The organism is Pseudomonas sp. B21-032 (genome assembly GCF_024748965.1).
Classification (GTDB): Bacteria; Pseudomonadota; Gammaproteobacteria; order Pseudomonadales; family Pseudomonadaceae; genus Aquipseudomonas.
Genome location: NZ_CP087180.1, coordinates 865,615 through 883,108 on the forward strand (window position 1 = coordinate 865,615; position 17,494 = coordinate 883,108).

General features: G+C 62.7%; 21 protein-coding genes, 1 pseudogene and 1 riboswitch. Of the genes and pseudogenes, 11 read left to right on the plus strand and 11 right to left on the minus strand.

Features of this window, described 5'->3' with window-relative positions:
• The first annotated feature begins 96 nt into the window (after positions 1–96).
• The 3 genes from LOY54_RS03830 (at position 97) to LOY54_RS03840 (ending at position 1,569) form a co-directional block, all read left to right on the plus strand.
• Positions 97–654: a hypoxanthine-guanine phosphoribosyltransferase gene (locus LOY54_RS03830; protein WP_010225758.1), complete on the plus strand. Its 558-nt coding sequence runs from the start codon at positions 97–99 to the stop codon at positions 652–654.
• An 86-nt stretch (positions 655–740) separates the two neighbouring features.
• On the plus strand, positions 741–1,208 hold the full coding sequence (locus tag LOY54_RS03835; RefSeq protein WP_045196008.1) for a hypothetical protein: 468 nt from the start codon (positions 741–743) through the stop codon (positions 1,206–1,208).
• A 70-nt stretch (positions 1,209–1,278) separates the two neighbouring features.
• Positions 1,279–1,569, plus strand: a complete 291-nt coding sequence (locus LOY54_RS03840; RefSeq protein ID WP_045196010.1) for a PA4642 family protein — start codon at positions 1,279–1,281, stop codon at positions 1,567–1,569.
• Positions 1,570–1,621: 52 nt separating this feature from the next.
• Here LOY54_RS03840 and mqo read toward each other — a convergent pair whose 3' ends face one another.
• Both mqo and LOY54_RS03850 read right to left on the minus strand, forming a co-directional pair.
• Entirely contained in the window at positions 1,622–3,127 is a 1,506-nt protein-coding gene (gene mqo / locus LOY54_RS03845; protein WP_045196012.1) for a malate dehydrogenase (quinone), read from the minus strand.
• 604 nt (positions 3,128–3,731) lie between these two features.
• On the minus strand, positions 3,732–3,965 hold the full coding sequence (locus LOY54_RS03850; protein ID WP_258609350.1) for a hypothetical protein: 234 nt from the start codon (positions 3,963–3,965) through the stop codon (positions 3,732–3,734).
• 174 nt (positions 3,966–4,139) lie between these two features.
• On the opposite strand from LOY54_RS03850, the gene LOY54_RS03855 reads away from it, so the two are divergent.
• The gene (locus LOY54_RS03855; RefSeq protein ID WP_038997150.1) at positions 4,140–4,724 is read left to right on the plus strand and encodes a YajG family lipoprotein; all 585 of its coding nucleotides are present in this window, start codon (positions 4,140–4,142) and stop codon (positions 4,722–4,724) included.
• Between the two features lie 63 nt (positions 4,725–4,787).
• Here LOY54_RS03855 and LOY54_RS03860 read toward each other — a convergent pair whose 3' ends face one another.
• A complete protein-coding gene (locus LOY54_RS03860; RefSeq protein ID WP_045196016.1) occupies positions 4,788–4,994 on the minus strand; it encodes a hypothetical protein in 207 nt (68 codons plus the stop codon).
• Positions 4,995–5,161: 167 nt separating this feature from the next.
• On the opposite strand from LOY54_RS03860, the gene LOY54_RS03865 reads away from it, so the two are divergent.
• A complete protein-coding gene (locus tag LOY54_RS03865) occupies positions 5,162–5,422 on the plus strand; it encodes a hypothetical protein (RefSeq protein WP_045196018.1) in 261 nt (86 codons plus the stop codon).
• A gap of 48 nt (positions 5,423–5,470) precedes the next feature.
• Here the strand turns inward: LOY54_RS03865 and LOY54_RS03870 are convergent, their stop codons facing one another.
• A complete protein-coding gene (locus LOY54_RS03870; protein ID WP_258609352.1) occupies positions 5,471–6,634 on the minus strand; it encodes a 1-acyl-sn-glycerol-3-phosphate acyltransferase in 1,164 nt (387 codons plus the stop codon).
• Positions 6,635–6,758: 124 nt separating this feature from the next.
• Here LOY54_RS03870 and LOY54_RS03875 point away from each other — a divergent pair, with 124 nt between their 5' ends.
• From LOY54_RS03875 to LOY54_RS03885, 3 genes are read left to right on the plus strand one after another with little or no spacing between them, the layout of a single operon-like run.
• Complete coding sequence (locus LOY54_RS03875; protein ID WP_045196022.1) at positions 6,759–6,941, plus strand: CPXCG motif-containing cysteine-rich protein; 183 nt, start codon at positions 6,759–6,761, stop codon at positions 6,939–6,941.
• Complete coding sequence (locus LOY54_RS03880; RefSeq protein WP_258609354.1) at positions 6,941–7,201, plus strand: DUF2007 domain-containing protein; 261 nt, start codon at positions 6,941–6,943, stop codon at positions 7,199–7,201. Before LOY54_RS03875 ends, LOY54_RS03880 begins: the two co-directional genes overlap by 1 nt.
• 12 nt (positions 7,202–7,213) lie before the next feature.
• Positions 7,214–7,837 carry an SOS response-associated peptidase gene (locus LOY54_RS03885; protein WP_045196024.1) on the plus strand — a complete coding sequence of 208 codons (624 nt, stop codon included), beginning with the start codon at positions 7,214–7,216 and terminating at the stop codon, positions 7,835–7,837.
• A gap of 58 nt (positions 7,838–7,895) precedes the next feature.
• On the opposite strand, the gene LOY54_RS27540 is transcribed toward LOY54_RS03885, so the two are convergent.
• Both LOY54_RS27540 and LOY54_RS27545 read right to left on the minus strand, forming a co-directional pair.
• Positions 7,896–8,738 carry a methyl-accepting chemotaxis protein gene (locus tag LOY54_RS27540; protein WP_371128693.1) on the minus strand — a complete coding sequence of 281 codons (843 nt, stop codon included), beginning with the start codon at positions 8,736–8,738 and terminating at the stop codon, positions 7,896–7,898.
• Positions 8,739–8,750: 12 nt separating this feature from the next.
• A pseudogene (locus LOY54_RS27545) lies at positions 8,751–10,103 on the minus strand (HAMP domain-containing protein); the annotation flags it as partial.
• A gap of 90 nt (positions 10,104–10,193) precedes the next feature.
• Here LOY54_RS27545 and LOY54_RS03895 point away from each other — a divergent pair.
• A complete protein-coding gene (locus tag LOY54_RS03895) occupies positions 10,194–11,009 on the plus strand; it encodes a M48 family metallopeptidase (RefSeq protein ID WP_045196578.1) in 816 nt (271 codons plus the stop codon).
• Positions 11,010–11,072: 63 nt separating this feature from the next.
• Here LOY54_RS03895 and LOY54_RS03900 read toward each other — a convergent pair whose 3' ends face one another.
• The 5 genes from LOY54_RS03900 to LOY54_RS03920 form a co-directional block, all read right to left on the minus strand.
• The gene (locus LOY54_RS03900; RefSeq protein ID WP_045196027.1) at positions 11,073–11,660 is read right to left on the minus strand and encodes a TMEM165/GDT1 family protein; all 588 of its coding nucleotides are present in this window, start codon (positions 11,658–11,660) and stop codon (positions 11,073–11,075) included.
• Between the two features lie 88 nt (positions 11,661–11,748).
• Positions 11,749–11,868, minus strand: a riboswitch (yybP-ykoY riboswitch).
• 39 nt (positions 11,869–11,907) lie between these two features.
• A complete protein-coding gene (locus LOY54_RS03905) occupies positions 11,908–12,906 on the minus strand; it encodes a class I SAM-dependent methyltransferase (RefSeq protein ID WP_258609357.1) in 999 nt (332 codons plus the stop codon).
• Positions 12,907–12,957: 51 nt separating this feature from the next.
• A complete protein-coding gene (locus LOY54_RS03910; protein ID WP_258609359.1) occupies positions 12,958–13,920 on the minus strand; it encodes a 2-hydroxyacid dehydrogenase in 963 nt (320 codons plus the stop codon).
• Between the two features lie 20 nt (positions 13,921–13,940).
• On the minus strand, positions 13,941–14,309 hold the full coding sequence (locus LOY54_RS03915; RefSeq protein ID WP_045196033.1) for a MerR family transcriptional regulator: 369 nt from the start codon (positions 14,307–14,309) through the stop codon (positions 13,941–13,943).
• Positions 14,310–14,321: 12 nt separating this feature from the next.
• Positions 14,322–14,900, minus strand: a complete 579-nt coding sequence (locus LOY54_RS03920) for an NAD(P)H-dependent oxidoreductase (RefSeq protein ID WP_258609361.1) — start codon at positions 14,898–14,900, stop codon at positions 14,322–14,324.
• Positions 14,901–15,047: 147 nt separating this feature from the next.
• Here LOY54_RS03920 and LOY54_RS03925 point away from each other — a divergent pair, with 147 nt between their 5' ends.
• Positions 15,048–15,677 carry a LysE family translocator gene (locus LOY54_RS03925; RefSeq protein ID WP_045196037.1) on the plus strand — a complete coding sequence of 210 codons (630 nt, stop codon included), beginning with the start codon at positions 15,048–15,050 and terminating at the stop codon, positions 15,675–15,677.
• 129 nt (positions 15,678–15,806) lie between these two features.
• On the plus strand, positions 15,807–17,489 hold the full coding sequence (locus LOY54_RS03930; protein WP_045196039.1) for a fatty acid--CoA ligase: 1,683 nt from the start codon (positions 15,807–15,809) through the stop codon (positions 17,487–17,489).
• Positions 17,490–17,494: the final 5 nt, after the last annotated feature.

A 17,494-nucleotide genomic window follows, 5' to 3' on the forward strand; every position in this document is an offset into this window, starting at 1 on the left:
AGACTTACTGGACGTTAGTCCAGAAATGCTTGATCTGATGCGACGGGATGCGTACCTTTGCCCGCTTTTCTCAATTGCCGCCCCTTGGAGAGCGCCATGTCCGCCGATCTCGAGCACATCCGTCAAGTCATGCGCGAGGCTGACTGCCTGCACACCGAAGCCGAAGTCGAGGCCGCCATCGCCCGCGTGGGCGCGCAAATCACCGAGGTGCTGGCCGACAGCAACCCGGTAGTGTTCTGTGTGATGAACGGCGGCCTGATCTTCGCCGGCAAACTGCTGACCCATCTGCAATTCCCGCTGGAATCGTCCTACCTGCACGCCACCCGCTACCGCAACCAGACCAGCGGCGGCGACCTGTTCTGGAAGGCCAAGCCGGAAGTCTCGTTTATCGATCGTGACGTGCTGATCATCGACGACATTCTTGACGAAGGTCATACCCTCAGCGCAATCATCGATTTCTGCAAGCATGCCGGTGCCCGCGCCGTGCACACTGCCGTGCTGATCGACAAGGACCACGACCGCAAAGCCAGCGCCGACCTCAAGGCCGACTTCTGCGGCTTGAGCTGTGTTGACCGCTATGTGTTCGGTTATGGCATGGACTACAAAGGCTACTGGCGCAACGCTAACGGTATCTACGCTGTAAAGGGTCTCTGAGGTTCACAGGCGGGGCCGGTCGACCCGGCTTGCCCCGTTTGCCTTACCCCATGCTAGAGTGCCAGGCTGCCCCCAAGGAGCCTGACATGCGTGCGATTTTCCCCCTGCTGTTCCTGCTGAGCATGCCGCTGGCCGCGGCGCCCCTGCACAGCCAGTTCCTGCCGCCCGACGACCTCGGGCTGCGTAAGGAAGTTGCCGATTCGCAGCAGTTGCTGCAGGTCACCAGCTATTCGGTGGTAGTGGGCAACCAGCGCCAGTCCAACCAGCAACCGATTCCGGTCACCTCACCGTTGATTCTGCGCCTCAAGGGCAAGCCGCTGAGCAAGGGCGCGACCATCAGCCAGGTACTGGTCAGCTTCGATGCCGAAAGCAAAAGCCTGAAAAAGCCGGTGTTCGACGACAAAAGCAAAACCCTCACACTCAACTACCCGCTGGCCCAGTACCGGGTGATGCTCGACCTGCTGCGCAACGATACCGTCTATGTGCAGTTCCTCAGCTACCCCAACGGTCACATCTGGGCCGATCTGCATACCGGAAGCGTACGCGCGCGTTGAGTGCCGGCGTTGCCCGGGGGTAAACTGCCGGCCCGTGAAAATGTCCGTGATGGTTCAGTTGGAGTCGGCAATGCGTAAAGACAAGAAGCAAGTGATTGGTGATGAGATCAGTGACGACTACATCAAGTCGTTCCTGCAATACGAGCCGGCCGATGGCGTAACTTCGCCTTCGCATCACAAGCTGATCAAGGGCTACCGCGGCCTGCGCGTCGATGACTTCGAGCGCTATGTCGGCTTCTTCGTCGAGGCTGGTTATGACCTGGACGGCAAGGACGAGCACGGTAAGACCTTCGTCGAAGCCATCGCGGATCAGCGCAATGCGCCCGAGTACACCGAGATCATCGACAAGGCTCGCGGCTGATACCAGCGCCCATAAAAAAACGCCCCGAAGGGCGTTTTTTTATGCCGGCAGATTATGCGTAGCTCTGCGCCGGGCTGCTTTCGACCAGGCCCAGGGCCTCGTCGTTGTACGCACTGATCTTGTGGTACAGGGCAGCGTCGGTGGCCAGGACCTTTTCCCGGGCCGGGAAAATTTCCTTGAGCTTGGCCGCCCAGGCGCCCTTGGCTTGCTCGGGGAAGCAGCGCTCGATCAGATCCAGCATGATCGACACGGTTACCGAAGCACCAGGGGAAGCACCGAGCAGGGCGGCCAGGGAGCCGTCCTTGGCTGCAACCAGTTCGGTACCGAACTGCAGGATGCCGCCTTTTTTCGGGTCTTTCTTGATGATCTGCACGCGCTGGCCAGCCACTTCCAGGCGCCAGTCCTCGGCCTTGGCCTCGGGGTAGAAGCGGCGCAGTGAATCCAGGCGCTGCTCCATCGACTGCATCACTTCGCTGACCAGGTACTTGGTCAGGTCCATGTTGTCGCGGGCCACGGCCAGCATCGGGCCGATGTTGCCCATGCGTACCGACAGCGGCAGGTCGAGGAACGAGCCGTGCTTGAGGAACTTGGTGGTGAAGCCTGCGTACGGGCCGAACAGCAGCGAGGTCTTGCCGTCGACCACGCGGGTATCCAGGTGCGGCACCGACATCGGTGGCGAACCTACCGCGGCCTGGCTGTAGACCTTGGCCTGGTGGCGCTTGACCACTTCCGGGTTGTCGCAACGCAGCCACTGGCCGCTGACCGGGAAGCCGCCAAAGCCCTTGCTCTCTTCGATACCCGACAGTTGCAGCAGCGGCAGGGCCGCGCCACCGGCGCCGAGGAACACGAAGCGGGCATCGACTTCACGGCTGCTGCCGCTGTTGACGTCCTTGATGCTGACGGTCCAGCCGCTGCCGTTACGGCGCAGGCCGGTGACTTTCTTGCAGTACTTGACCTGTGCTTCGGGGGCGTTGGCCAGGTGCTTGAGCAGCTTGTTGGTCAGCGCGCCGAAGTTGACGTCGGTGCCTTTCATGACGCGGGTGGCGGCGATCTGCTGGTCGGCAGGGCGACCCGGCATCATCAGCGGCATCCACTCGTTCATCACCGCCTTGTCTTCGGTGTACTCCATTTCGCTGAAGGCGTGGTGCTGCTTGAGCATCTCGAAACGCTTCTTGAGGAAGCTGATGCCCTTCTCGCCCTCGACGTAGCTCAGGTGCGGCACGGGGTTGATGAACGCCCGCGGCGAGCTGAACGCACCCTTTTTGCTCAGGTAGGCCCAGAACTGCCGGGACACCTCGAACTGGGTATTGATATGCACCGCTTTCTTGATATCGATGCTGCCGTCGGCGGCCTGTGGCGTGTAGTTCAGTTCACACAGCCCGGCATGGCCGGTCCCGGCGTTGTTCCACGGGTTGGAACTTTCCGCGGCACCCGAATCCATCAACTCGACGACTTCCAGCTTGATCGCCGGGTCGAGTTCCTTGAGCAGTACGGCCAGGGTGGCACTCATGATGCCTGCCCCTACCAGTACTACATCGACTGCTTCGTTCTGCGCCATTAACGCGTCTCCAAAATCTTCAGCACCAAATTGACAGCATAGGATCCCTGGCTTGCCAGGATCGCCATGTCCGATTATTCGCAGTTTTTGCAACTTCAGCGGACACCACCAACCGGGCTTTGCGTTGCCTATGAACGCATTTTACAGCCGGTGCGGCAATTCGACTTATGGTCAAGGTATCCGTCGTGCGTTATGGACCGGTTTCAGGCACCCATTGCAAATGAGCGCTGTTGCCAGCTGTTCAGGGCTGTTCGGGACACTTTAGGTGCTTTTGCACATGCCAGACTGTTCATTGCTCGCCACACTCTCGTGAAGTTGTGAAAACCCGTTTTTTCACGCCCTTTTGAGACGTGAACCTCAAAATGGGCTGCGCGATGGCAGACCCGGCAGGTTCAGGCAGAGCAGATGGCCGAATGACGCAGGCACACTGGCTGGTGCAAGACCTGTGTGGAAGGCTCTCTGTGGGCGGTGCGGGGGATGCGCAATGCTGGGCATTGGCGGTACTGCGAGGCCCGATCAGGAGACGTCCTTATAATCGGGGGGAGATTATAGCGATGTCGCGGGCAGAAAAGCTCTTTATTAGCGACTTTTATTGAGGCAAAACTCAGGCGGCGAGGCTGCGTTGCAGCCAGTTTCCACTGACACGCTTTGAAACACGGGCGCTGGCGGGCAGCGGACGGTTGAGCCAGGCCAGGCGAATTTCATTGATTTCCACCCAGCCACTGGTCGCCGGGGCCTGCGCGCACTGCTTGAAGGCCTGGCAAAGGCCGTGGGCGTCGAGGCGGGCGAAGCAGCGTTGCGGGTTGCGTTTGAACAGCAGGGCCAGGAGCGAGGACATGGCGGGTATCCCTGTGAAGAACTGAGCCTAGGATAACCGGGCAGTGATGAAACGATTGTGACAGCGAACCGGGCCCGGGGATGCCTGTCTTATTCACTAATGGCACGCCGATAGCTGGGCTGCCCCGTGCTGGTTATACTGGCGGCCTTTGCTGCCTATTCTGGAGAGATGAGCATGTTGCAACGTTTGTTGTTCGGTTTGATCGCGGTGACCAGTCTGACCCTGGCCGGTTGTGCCCACAGCCCGCAACAACTCAGCCCGCAACCGAAACTCAACGCCCAGCTGGCGCCGGTCGGTCATGGCCAGCCAGTGGTGGTCAAGGTGGTCGATGGCCGCGCTTCGCAAACCCTCGGCACCCGTGGCGGCCTGTACCCTGAAACCAGCGCCATCACCGTGACCGGCAACGACATCCTGCCAAAACTGCAGGCCCAGGCCGAAGCAGCTGTGCGCCTGCTGGGCTTTACCCCGACGCCGAACGCCTACAACGCGCCGCAGCTGACCGTGACCCTGGCTGAACTCAAGTACCAGTCGCCCAAAGAAGGCATGTACGTGACCGAAGCCACCATCGGCGCAACCTTCAAGGCTGACGTGGCCAACGCCAACCGTCGCTACAGCGGCCGCTACGGCGCGTCGCTGGACCAGCGCTTCGGCATGGCGCCGAACCAGGAAACCAACACCAAGCTGGTGGGTGATGTGCTCAGCGATGCGCTGACCCGCCTGTTCAAGGACCAGGCCATCGGCCAGATCCTCGGCGAATAAGCCTCACCAGCAAAAAGCCCGATGTCTGCATGGCAGGCATCGGGCTTTTGTGTTTTTGCAGGTTCAGGCGGCTTCGACGTAGAAGTCCAGCACGCTGATGCCGGTAGGGCCGTCGACCTCGGGCAGGTCTTCATGGGCATGCCCGCCCAGGGCGCAGTACACCAGCCATTGGCGGTCCTGGACGTTGAACGCCAGGCCGTCGATCAACGCCTGCTGCTCATCGCTCTGGGCGATCAGGTAGAGGCGGTCCTGGTTTTCGGCGTGCAGCATGACAAGCTCCGGTAAGTGGCGACGGCCAACAGAGTGGCGTGTCTTGATGACGAGCGTGTGACGCCGGGAATTAATCGTCATTTGTCGCAAAGCACAGGCAAGGGCTCGGCGCTTGGGTAGAATGCCCGCCGTGTCGAAAGTATCGATGTACTCTTTGAGGTTTTGCGATGTCGTTGCAAGTGATCTGGGGGCTGTTCGCCGCCCATCCGGCCAAGCTGATCAATCTGCTGGCCCTGCTGCTGACCTGCCCGGGCGGCCTGCTGCTGCACAGTGCCCGCCGCCGCGCGGCGCAAACCCTGGCGGGCCTGGCTGGTGATGAAGCGGTGATCGATGGCATGAGCCTGCGCATCAACCGCTTCTACTACATTCTTGGCTTTGCCTTCCTGGCGCTGGCCTTGCTGTTGTCCTGGTTCAGCACCTGGGTGTGAAGCCTGCTCCCAAGTTAATTGTGGGAGCGGGCTTGACCCGCGATAAATTTACAACGTCAACCCTGCCTTGACCCGGTACTGATTGCGTACCGGCATCGCATACTGCTGCACCAGGTACGGCCGCTGTTCGGCCGGGCAGGCGTCCAGGCGGCGCTGCCATTCGGCCTGGGCGCGGGCCAGTTCATCGGCTGCAAACACCTTGGCCGCTGCTGGCACCTCCAGCGCCGGGTCGGCATCGGCCCACTGCGCATAGGCCAGGTAATGCACCGGGAACAACCGGTAGCCGGCCAGAATCTGCCGGTCAATCTCTGCTGCCAGTTGCTTGGTGTCCTCGACGAACTCCGTCACCGGCGGGGCGAAGTTGATGTGCACGCGGCCTTTGTAGCCGGTGATGCCCTGGGCGATGCTGATGTCGTCTTCACCCGGCGCCTTGCTGTAGGTGCCGGTGGTGGCGCGGATATACAGCTCGCGGGCCTTGGCCTGGTCGCAGGGGTCGTACTCGTAGCTGATCGACACCGGGCTCAGGTTCAGCGACTGGATCACGGCGCCAAACGGCTCGTCCTTGCGGCTCATGTGGAACATTTTCAGGATTGCCGAATCGGTACGGTCATCACCATCCTTGGCCCGGCCTTCGGCCTGGGCGATCCAGATCGACTGGCCGTCGTTACGGATCGAATGGTTGATGTAGGCCGACAGCAGCTGGTAAGCCGCGAGCTTTTCCCGCCGGCCGGTGATCGAGCGGTGCACGATGAAGCTCTTGTTCAGGCGCATCATGTCGCTGACGAACGGTTTTTGCAGCAGGTTGTCGCCGATGGCGATGCGCGGGGTCGGCAGGCCGGCGTGGTACACGGCATAGTTGACGAAGGCCGGGTCCATGACGATGTCGCGGTGGTTGGCCAGGAACAGGTAGGCGGTACCGGCCTTGAGCTGCTCGACGCCGGTGTAGGTCACGCCGTCGGTTGCCCGCTCGATGGTATGGTCGACGTAGTACTCGACTTTGTCCTGCAGGGTCGAAACGCAGGTGACCCCGGCAAACTCTTTGCGCAGGCGCCGGGCGATCAGCGGCTTGAGCAGCCAGCCGAAGGCCCCGGCCATGCGCGGGAAGCGGAAGTGGGTGAGGATATCGAGGAATGCCGGGTCGCTGAGCAGCCGTGCCAGAACGGCAGGGACTTCAGCGTCGTCGTACGGTCGGATGGCATCGAATTCGCCCATCATGCTCTCTTGTTGGAAACGGCTAGGGTAATAGGTAGGGCCGGGGTCTGAAAAACGGCTCAGACACACTCAGGGCCTGTAAATAGACCGGCAATTATACGCACAAGTCACTCGGGAGGCCGCGATGCTGGAGACAGCGCTTTACGATTGTCCTTATTGTGGTGAAGAAGTCGAGACGACAGTGGACCTGTCGGGCGGTGATCAGGAGTACATCGAAGACTGTCAGGTGTGCTGCAAGCCGATCCGTTTCGTGCTGCAGGTGCATGGCGAGGAATGGATGCTGGACGTTTATGGTGAGAATGACTGATGCAGCGAATCTACGACCCTGAAAGCCTGCTCGAAGCACAAATGCTTATCGGCATGCTCGCCAGCGAAGGCATCACAGTGCATCTGGTCGGCCGCGACCTGATGGGCGCCATGGGCGACCTGCCGATGCACGGTTTGCTCGGTTTGGCGGTGGCCGATGAGCAGGCTGCCTGCGCACGCGAGCTGATCGCCGCGTACAATAGCGCCCAGCCACTTGCCGGCGACGAACCGGAGATCATCCCCGGAACCCTGATTTGCTAGGTTTTTGCCCTCATGTGTGGACGTTATGCGCTGTTTCGCTGGTCTCCCGCCTTTGCTGCCCTGCCGGGATTTCCCAGTGACCAGCAGGCGCAATGGAATATCTCCCCCGGCGCCTCGGTGCTGATCCAGCGCCGCCTCGAGGGTGGCCAGCTGGAGCTGGCGCGGGCGCGCTGGGGGCTGACCCCGGCCTGGCTCACCGACTTGTCGCGCACCCCGGCCCACGCCCGCGCCGAAACCCTGGCCGAACAGCCGATGTTCCGTGAGGCGTTTCGCCTGCGTCGCTGTCTGCTACCGGCCAACGGCTTTTACGAATGGCGCGGCACCCAGCGCAAGCGGCCGTACTGGCTGACGCCGGGGGAGGGCTCGTCGTTGTTTTTTGCAGCGATCTGGGAGGCATATCCGGTGCAGGATCAGGTCTGGCTGAGTACCGCGGTGGTAACCCAGGCGGCGCTGAACCAGCGCCGGCCGCTGATTCTCGATGAGGCCGGGCAGGCTGCCTGGCTCGATCCCGAAACCCCGCCGGCGCGCTTGTACGAGCTGCTGGCGGGCGGCCAGGCGCCGCTGCGTGAGCGGGTGCTGGCCAATATGGTCAATGATCCCAAGCTCAATGGGCCGGAGTGTCTGACCCCGGCTTAAAAGCATCGCGGGTCAAGCCCGCTCCCACAGTTGACCCTTTGCTCTGTGGGGGCTGGCTTTACACCCTGAACTGATTGATCAAGCGCCGCTGTTGCTCGGCCAGCTTGGTCAGCTCGGCGCTGGCGGTACTCGACTCATCCGCCCCGCCAGCCACCTCGTTGGCCACCTGGCCAATATTGATCACGTTACGGTTGATGTCTTCGGCCACCGCGCTCTGCTCTTCGGCAGCACTGGCAATCTGCGTGTTCATGTCATTGATCACCGACACTGCCTGGGTAATGCTTTCCAGCGCCTGGGCAGCGCGCGCGGCTTGCTGCACGCTGTCGTCGGTCTTGCCCTGGCTGTCTTCCATGACCCGCACCACATCGCGGGTACCTTGCTGCAGTTGCTGGATCATCTGCTGGATTTCTTCGGTGGCCTGCTGGGTTTTCTGCGCCAGGTTGCGCACTTCATCAGCCACCACGGCAAAACCACGGCCCTGCTCACCGGCGCGAGCGGCCTCGATGGCGGCGTTAAGCGCCAGCAGGTTGGTCTGCTCGGCAATCGCGCGGATGGCGGTGAGGATGGCGTTGATGTTTTCGCTGTCGCGCGCCAGGTTCTGCACCACACCCACCGCTCGGCCGATTTCCTCGGCCAGGGCGCTGATCGAACTGGAAGTATCGCGCACGATCGCCAGGCCCTGGTGTGCGGCCTGGTCGGCATTGCTGGCGGCCTGGGCAGCATGGGTGGCGTTGCGCGCGACGTCCTGGGCGGTAGCGGTCATTTCGTGCACGGCGGTGGCCACCAGATCGATCTCGGCCATTTGTTTGTGTACGCCTTGGTTGGTGCGAATGGCGATGTCGGCGGTGTGCTCGGAGGAGTCGCTGACCTTCTGCACCGAGGCCACCACCTGGCTGATCATCGCCTGCAGCTTGCTCAAGAAGGTGTTGAAGCCCTTGGCGATCGAGCCCAGTTCGTCGGCGCGGTCGCTGCTCAGGCGGCGGGTCAGGTCGCCTTCGCCCTGGGCGATGTCATCGAGCATCGCCACCATCTGCCGCAGTGGCCGGGCAATGCCGTGGGCCAGCAGCCAGATCACCAGCAGGCCAAGGGCGGCGATGCCCAGGCCGACCACGGTCATGCCGGTGATGTCGGTGCGGCGCTGGTCGCTGAGGTCGCTTTGCAACTTCTGCACATCGGCCATCACCGCGCTGATCGGCAGTTCCAGCAGCAGGGTCCAGCGCGCGTCGGTATTGGCGATCTTGAACGGCAAGTACAGCTCGATGCGGCCTGCGCCCTGGTCGACTTCGTAGTGCAGGTTCTCGCCGCTCAGTTGCGCCAGGGTGGCGGCGGCATTGGCGTCGAGGACGTCGCTGGCTTTCTCGCCGAATTTGCCCGGGTCTTTGGTAAAGGCCACCAGGCGGCCGTTGCCGGACACCAGTGCCAGCTCGCCGGCACCGTCATAGAGCTGGCGGTCGGCGGTATTGAGCAGTTCCTGGATGAAGTTCACCGACAGGTCGGCGCCGGCAATGCCCTGGAACGTGCCGTCGATCATGATCGGCTCGACGAACGAGGCGAGCATCACCACTTTGTCGCCTACCTTGTAAGGTGCCGGGTCGATCACGCAGGCTTTCTTTGATTCCCGCGGGCACAGGTAGTACTCACTGGCGCGCACGCCGGTGGCGAGGACGGTCTGGTCGTTGACGTCGGCCAGTTTGTCCAGGCCTAGGCTGCCGTCTTCGTTGCGGAACCACCAGGGCAGAAAGCGCCCGCTGGCGCTGTCGATACCGGTGATCGAGGTGCCGACGAAGCGCGCGTCGTCGTGGTCCAGGGCGTTGCTTTCCCAGCCCAGGTAGGTGCCGAGGATCAGCGGATTGGTCAGTGCTGTCTGCTTGAGCAGGGCGATCATTTGCTGGCGTTCGATCTTCAGCAGCGGATTGCCGCTGGCGTCCTGCATGCCGAGCATGGCGTTGCTGGTAGCCAGGCCCCTGGCAATCAGTAGCGGTGCTTCCAGGCCGCGCTGGATCTCGCTGACCTGGGTCCGCGCCAGGGCGGTCAGGCGCTGCTCGATCACCGCCTCGAACTGCTGCTGGGTGCGGCTTTGCACCAGCTCCTGGGTACGTTCGCCGGAATACACGGCGTACAGCACCAGGGCGGCGACAATGCTCAGGACAATGGCGCCGGCCAGGGCGGCGACGGAAAACTGGATCGACCGGAACTTCATGAGGGGGGCTCCAAGCGCAAGGAAAGGCGTCTGCCTTGCGTTATCGGCCCGGCCGGGCGAAAGCATGAGCACCGTCTGGAGAATTCTTCGTCAGGGATATGGCGGGCTCAACGGAGTCGGCCTAGGATACGCGGCATGTTCGAAGGGAGTGTTTTCATGCGTAAGTCATTTGTAATCGGTGCATTGAGCGCCAGCGTCCTGCTCGCTGGCTGCCAGGCGGTGAACACCACCAGCGGCGGCGCCGTGGGTGTCGAGCGTAAGCAATACATGTTCAGCATGCTGTCGACCGATGAGGTCAACCAGATGTATGCCCAGTCCTACCAGCAAACCCTGGGCGAGGCATCCAGCAAGGGTGTGCTCGACAAGACCAGCAACAACGCCAAGCGCGTGCAATTGATCGCTGACCGCCTGATTGCCCAGGCCCCGCAGTTCCGCCCGGACTCGGCGCAGTGGAACTGGGAAGTCAACCTGATCAAGAGCGACGAGCTCAACGCCAACTGCGGCCCGGGTGGCAAGATCTTTGTCTACAGCGGCCTGATCGAAAAACTCAAGCTGACCGACGACGAGCTCGCTGCGGTCATGGGCCATGAAATCGCCCACGCCCTGCGTGAGCATGGTCGTGAGGCGATGTCCAAGGCCTATGGCGTGCAGATGGCTCGCCAGGGCGCCGGTGCCCTGCTGGGCCTGGGCCAGGACAGCATGGCGATCGCCGACACGGTGGTGCAGTACAGCATGACCCTGCCCAACAGCCGCGCCAACGAGAACGAAGCCGACCTGATCGGCCTGGAGCTGGCCGCCCGCGCCGGCTACAACCCGAATGCGGCGATCAGCCTGTGGGACAAGATGGCCCAGGCCTCGGGTGGCTCGCAGCCGGAGTTCATGAGCACTCACCCGGCGTCGGCCAGCCGTCAGGCTTCGTTGCAGGCGGCGATTCCGAAGGTGATGCCGTTGTACGAGCAGGCCCGCAAGTAAAAATCGCAGGTCATGCCCGCTCCCACAGGCCACTGTAGGAGCGGGCTTGACCTGCGATTGTATTCAGCCGATCCAGCCACTGACCTGCATCGCCGAATACACCGCCACCGCGGCCAGGACGAAGAATGCAGCCGACGCCAGGCGGCGGATCAGGGTCAGTGGCAGTTTCTCTGCAGCAAAATTCCCCGCCAATACCACCGGCACGTTGGCAATCAGCATGCCCAGGGTGGTACCGATAATGACCATGATCAGGTGCGGATACTGCGCCGCCAGCATCACCGTGGCGACCTGGGTCTTGTCGCCGATTTCCGCGATGAAGAACGCGATCAGGGTGGTCAGGAACGGGCCGAAGCGCCGTGCGGTGCTGGCTTCGTCATCGTCCATCTTGTCCGGGATCAGCGTCCACAGTGCCGTGGCGGCAAAGCTTGCGGCGAGAATCCAGTGCAGTGTGGCGGCGGAGAAGAAGGTGCTGAACCAGGCGCCGACGGCACCGGCCGCGGCATGGTTGGCCAGGGTAGCGGCAATGATACCGGCGATGATCGGCCAGGGCTTGCGAAAGCGCGCGGCAAGGATCAGCGCGAGCAATTGGGTTTTGTCGCCAATTTCGGCGAGGGCCACGATCGCGGTGGGGACGAGCAATGATTCCAGCATCAGGATTCCTACGGGGGCGGGTCGACACGGCTATGACACGTACAGCCTTCCCGCCCCGGGTAAGGTGTTCGTGTCATAGGTCTTGTCAAACCCTGGGTCCGTCTGTGCGGACCGTGGGTCGCACGCGCCATGGTCTGTGGACCAAGTATGTTGACGCGTACCGGGCGAGCTGGGTGCTCGCGGGAGACTACTCCCCTAGGACGGAGCGGATTCTGCCTAGGCAAATCCGTTTCGGCAAGCGCTCTTTTTAACCGCGTGTTGCCTGGTAGATGCGAAAGCCTTGGCCCTCGTCGCGGATCCGGCAGTTGCCCAGGGCCGCTTCGATCAGCGGCTGGTAGCGCAGGAAGCTGTTGGCCACTAAGCGCATTTCGCCGCCTTTTTTCAGATGATCGGCTGATTTTCGCAGCAGGTTTTCCGAGGCCTGGTAATTGGTGTGAACACCTGTGTGGAACGGCGGGTTGCTGATGATCACGTCCAGCTCGCGCGGCGCGGCATCGATGCCGTCGCCGCAGATCACCTCGCCTTCCAGACCATTGGCGGCCAGGGTCAGGCGGCTGCTGGCCACGGCAAAGGCGTCGACATCAAGCAGGGTGATGCGGTTTTGCGGATAACGGCGTTTGATCGCCGCCCCGAGAACACCCGCGCCACAGCCAAAATCCAGCACGTGGCCGGTTGGCAGCTGGTCGAGGTTTTCCAGCAGCAGGGCGCTGCCGCGATCCAGGCGCCCATGGCTGAATACGCCCGGCAGGCTGACGATATGCAGCGGGCCATCGGCCAGCTCCAGCTGGAAATGCTCGGCCAGGCTTTCCAGCGGCCTGGCTTCAGGGGCGTGCTCGACGGTGACCTGCCACAGCTGGCAATGGCGGGCGCTGTCGAGTTTGCGCGGCTTGCCGAAGGCGTGCAGTTGTTTGGCCGCGCCTTCGATGCCGCCGCGTTTCTCGCCGACCAGGTACAGCTGGCGACCGGCCAGGCGCGAGGCCAGGGCATTGAGCAAGTAGTTGGCCAGGTCCCGGGACTTGGGCAAGAACAGCACGGCGGCGTCGAAAGCCTGGGCCGGTGCCTCTACACCGAAGTGGCTGCGCCCGGCGAAGCGTGCCTCGAGCGCTGCATGATCGCCGGCGTGCCAGCTCCAGCCATGGGCCGCAGGCAACTTGCCGAGCAGGTCGTCGGCAGGCAAACCGGCCAGCAACAGCGAGCCCTGGAAAAGATCGGCCTGACGAAGCAACACTTCACTGCGCGGGTCCATGGACGGCGACTCCTGAAAAAAGTGGCGCAGTTTACCAGAGCCTGGCCGGGCTTAGACCTGGCGGCGCGGGCTGCCGGCAAAAAACGCCTCGGCGTTCTCGCTCAATTGCTCGACGATACGCTGGCGTGACTCGACCGCGCCCCAGGCGCTGTGCGGGGTGACGATCAGCCGCGGGATATCGGCTGCCAGCAGCGGGTTGCCGTTGACCGGTGGTTCGACACTCAGCACGTCGGTAGCCGCGCCGCCCAGGTGGCCGGCGCGCAGGGCATCGGCCAGGGCCTGCTCGTCGATCAGGCCGCCGCGGGCGGTGTTGATCACAAAGGCGCCGGGCTTGAGCAGGGCCAGTTGACGGGCGCCGATCAGGTTGCGGGTGTGCTCGTTGAGCGGGCAGTGCAGGGTCAGCGCGTCGACCTGCGGCAGCAGCTCATCCAGCGCAATTCGGTCTTCGCGGGGCGGGCGCCCGGGCAACTGGCCAAGCAGTACGCGCATGCCGAAGGCTTCGGCCAGGCGCGCTACGGCGCCACCCAGCTCGCCATGGCCGAGCAGGCCGAGGGTCTTGCCTTCCAGCTCGACGATGGGGAAGTCCAGCAGGCAGAACTGTTTGGCCTGGCCCCACTGGCCGTTGGCGACGGCCTTTTGATAGTCGCTCAGGCGCGTGGCCAGGGCCAACAGCAAAGCCAGGGTGTGCTGGGCCACCGACGGCGTGCCGTAGCCCTGGCAGTTGCTGACCACCACGCCCTGGGCGCGGGCGGCCTGCAGGTCGACATTGTTGGTGCCGGTAGCGGCCACCAGAATCAGCTTCAGCTCGGGGCAGGCGGCGAGGGTGGCGGCGTCGATCATGACCTTGTTACTGATCGCCACGCTGGCGCCCTGCAGGCGTTCGGCGACCTGCCCGGGGGCGCTGGCCGGATAGAGCTGCAGCTCATCGAAACAGGCCTTGAGGCGATCCAGCGCCAGGTCACCGAGGTCCAGGGAGCTATGGTCGAGAAACACGGCGCGACGGGAGGTGGACATAGGGTGGCTCCAGTAAGGGCTCAAGCGTTGTAGGCGAAGCAATCGTAATGGCTGTGCTCAAGGCTGCTTTGCAGTTCGAGCAGGCCTTGCTGTTGTTGCTGCAGTGCCTGGATCTGCGCCTGCAGCTGGGCGCTTTTGCCGGCAATCGCCTGGCGCACCCGCTCGATCGGCAAGCCGGCCTGATCATCACTCACCAGCGCTTGCATCTCCTTGAGGCTGAAGCCGAGCTTTTGCGCGCACTTGATCAGGCTCAGCAGGGCGACGCTGTGTTGGTCATACAGGCGATAACGGCCCTGGCGCCTGGGCGCCGGCAGCAGGCCGATGCGCTCATAATGGCGAATGCTTTTGATGGTTGCCCCGGACAGCTGCGCGGCTTTGCCGATGTACATCGAACGTCCTTGTTAGTGCCGGTGAGCCAGCCTGCGCGCCTGCTGCAGCCAGGCATCGCGCTGGCCTGCGCTCGAGCTGATGATGGGGCCAAACGTTAACGTCTTTTGCGTCCTGATTCCACAGAAGCCCAGGGTCGTGCGGCGCATCTGCTGCAGCGCCGGCATGCGGTAGACCCAGCGGTAGTACCAGGGCGGGGTGTCCATGCTCACCAGCAGGTCGGCGCTGCGGCCTTTGAGCAACTGTTCGGGGAAGGGCGAGTTGTTGCGGTACTTGAAGGCAAAGCCGGGCAGCAGGATGCGATCGAGAAAGCCCTTGAGCAGCGCCGGAATCCCGCCCCACCAGACCGGGAAGACCAGCACCAGGTGCTCGGCCCAGCTGATCAGCTGCTGGGCGTGCAGCAGGTCGGGCTCCAAAGCTTGTACCTGTTGATAACCCTCGCGCAGGATCGGGTCGAAGGCCAGCTCGCCGAGCTCCAGCAGGCAGACTTCATGGCCTTTGTCGCGGGCACTGCTGATGTAGCTGTCGCTCACTGCTGCGCAGAAACTGTTACGCGAAGGGTGGCCGAGTATCACCAGGATTCGTTTGCTCATCGAAGGCAGTTCCAGGGGCAAAGCGCTGAGGCTAACGCCTGCCCCAAGGGGGAGAGTCAAGGCGCCAGCACCCACAGGGATTGTTTCAAAGGTCTGCGAGGGCGTAGTGTGTTGCACCCGTTTGACCTTTTGCCGCAAGGAGCCCCCATGTACTGGGCCGAATTTCTGACTGTCGCCTTGATCCACCTGCTGGCTGTAGCCAGCCCCGGCCCGGACTTTGCCGTGGTGGTGCGCGAGAGTGTTACCCACGGCCGGCGCGCCGGTACCTGGACGGCCTTTGGCGTCGGTACCGCGATTTTCCTGCATGTCGGCTATTCGCTGCTGGGTATCGGCCTGATCGTGTCGCAGTCGATCATGCTGTTCAATGCGCTGAAATGGCTGGCTGCCGCCTACTTGCTGTACATCGGCTTCAAGGCCCTGCGCGCCCGCCCGGCCGCGCCTGGCAGCGACGCCGTGCAGGCTTCGACGGTCGAGCGCACACCGCGGGCGGCCTTTGTCGCCGGCTTCATGACCAATGGCCTGAACCCCAAGGCGACGCTGTTCTTCCTGTCGCTGTTCACCGTGGTCATCAACCCGCACACGCCGCTGGCGATCCAGGCCGGTTACGGGTTGTACCTGGCCGTGGCCACCGGCCTGTGGTTCTGCCTGGTGGCCATGCTGTTCAGCCAGCAGCGGGTGCGTGCCGGCTTTGCCCGCATGGGCCACTGGTTCGACCGCACCATGGGCGCGGTGCTGATTGCCCTGGGGGTGAAGATCGCTTTCACCGAAATGCACTGACGATGATGTTCAAACGCCACTAATCCCTGCAGCGGTCAAATCATTCCTTTGGCTGATTTGGCCGCTGTGGAGGCGTTCTAGAGTAAGGCATGTCTTGCCCAGCCTGTGCACTCTAGAAAAGGGACTCCTATGTTGCAGACTCGCGTCATTCCTCCTGCCGAGGACGCTTACCAGTTTCCGCTGTTGATCAAGCGCCTGCTGCTGTCCGGCAGCCGTTACGAGAAAACCCGCGAGATCGTCTACCGCGATCAGCTGCGCTACAGCTACCTGACCCTCAACGAGCGCATCGCGCGGCTGGCCAATGTGCTCACCGAGGCGGGGGTCAAGGCGGGTGACACCGTGGCGGTGATGGACTGGGACAGCCATCGCTACCTCGAATGCATGTTCGCTATTCCGATGATTGGCGCGGTGGTGCACACCATCAACGTGCGCCTGTCGCCGGAGCAGATCCTCTACACCATGAATCACGCCGATGACCGCTTCGTGCTGGTCAACAGCGACTTTGTCGGCCTCTACCAGGCCATCGCCGGGCAACTGACCACGGTGGAGAAAACCCTGCTGCTGACCGATGGCGAGCAGAAAACCGCCGACCTGCCGAACCTGGTCGGCGAGTACGAGCAATTGCTGGCGGCGGCCAGCCCGGTCTATGACTTCCCTGATTTCGACGAGAACTCGGTTGCCACCACGTTCTACACCACCGGTACCACCGGTAACCCCAAGGGGGTGTATTTCACCCACCGGCAACTGGTGCTGCACACTCTGGCGGCTGCGACGGTCACCGGCAGTATCGACAGCGTGCGCCTGCTCGGCAGCAATGATGTGTACATGCCCATCACGCCGATGTTCCATGTCCATGCCTGGGGCATTCCCTACGTGGCGACCATGCTCGGCATCAAGCAGGTCTACCCCGGGCGCTACGAGCCGGAGATGCTTTGTGAGCTGTGGCGCAACGAAAAGGTGACCTTCTCGCATTGCGTACCGACCATCCTGCAGATGCTGCTCAATGCCAAGGGTGCCCAGCAACAGGACTTCGGCGGCTGGAAAATCATCATTGGCGGCAGTGCCCTGAACCGCGCCCTGTACGAGGCGGCCAAGGCCCACGGAATTCAGCTGACCGCCGCTTACGGTATGTCCGAGACCTGCCCGCTGGTGTCCTGCGCTCACCTCAACGACGAGCTGCTGGCTGGCAGCGAAGACGAATGCATCACCTACCGGATCAAGGCCGGGGTGCCGGTGCCGTTGGTGGAAACCGCGATTGTCGATGGCAACGGCAACTTCCTGGCGGCCGATGGCGAGACCCAGGGCGAACTGGTGCTGCGCGCGCCGTGGCTGACCATGGGTTACTTCCGCGAGCCCGAGAAGGGCGCCGAACTCTGGCAGGGCGGCTGGCTGCACACCGGTGACGTCGCCACCCTCGACAGCATGGGCGTGATCGATATCCGCGACCGCATCAAGGACGTGATCAAGACCGGCGGTGAGTGGATCTCGTCACTGGAGCTCGAAGACCTGATCAGCCGCCACCCGGCGATCCGCGAAGTGGCGGTGGTCGGTGTCGCCGACCCGCAGTGGGGCGAGCGGCCGTTTGCCCTGCTGGTGATCCACGAAGGCCAGAGCATCGACGCCAAGGTCCTCAAGGAACACCTCAAGCCGTTCGTGGAGCTGGGGCACATCAACAAGTGGGCGATCCCCAGCCAGATCGCCCTTGTTACTGAAATTCCCAAGACCAGTGTCGGCAAGCTCGACAAGAAGCGCATCCGCCTGGACATCAGCCAGTGGCAAGCCAGTAACAGCACCTTCCTCTCGACCCTGTAATGCCT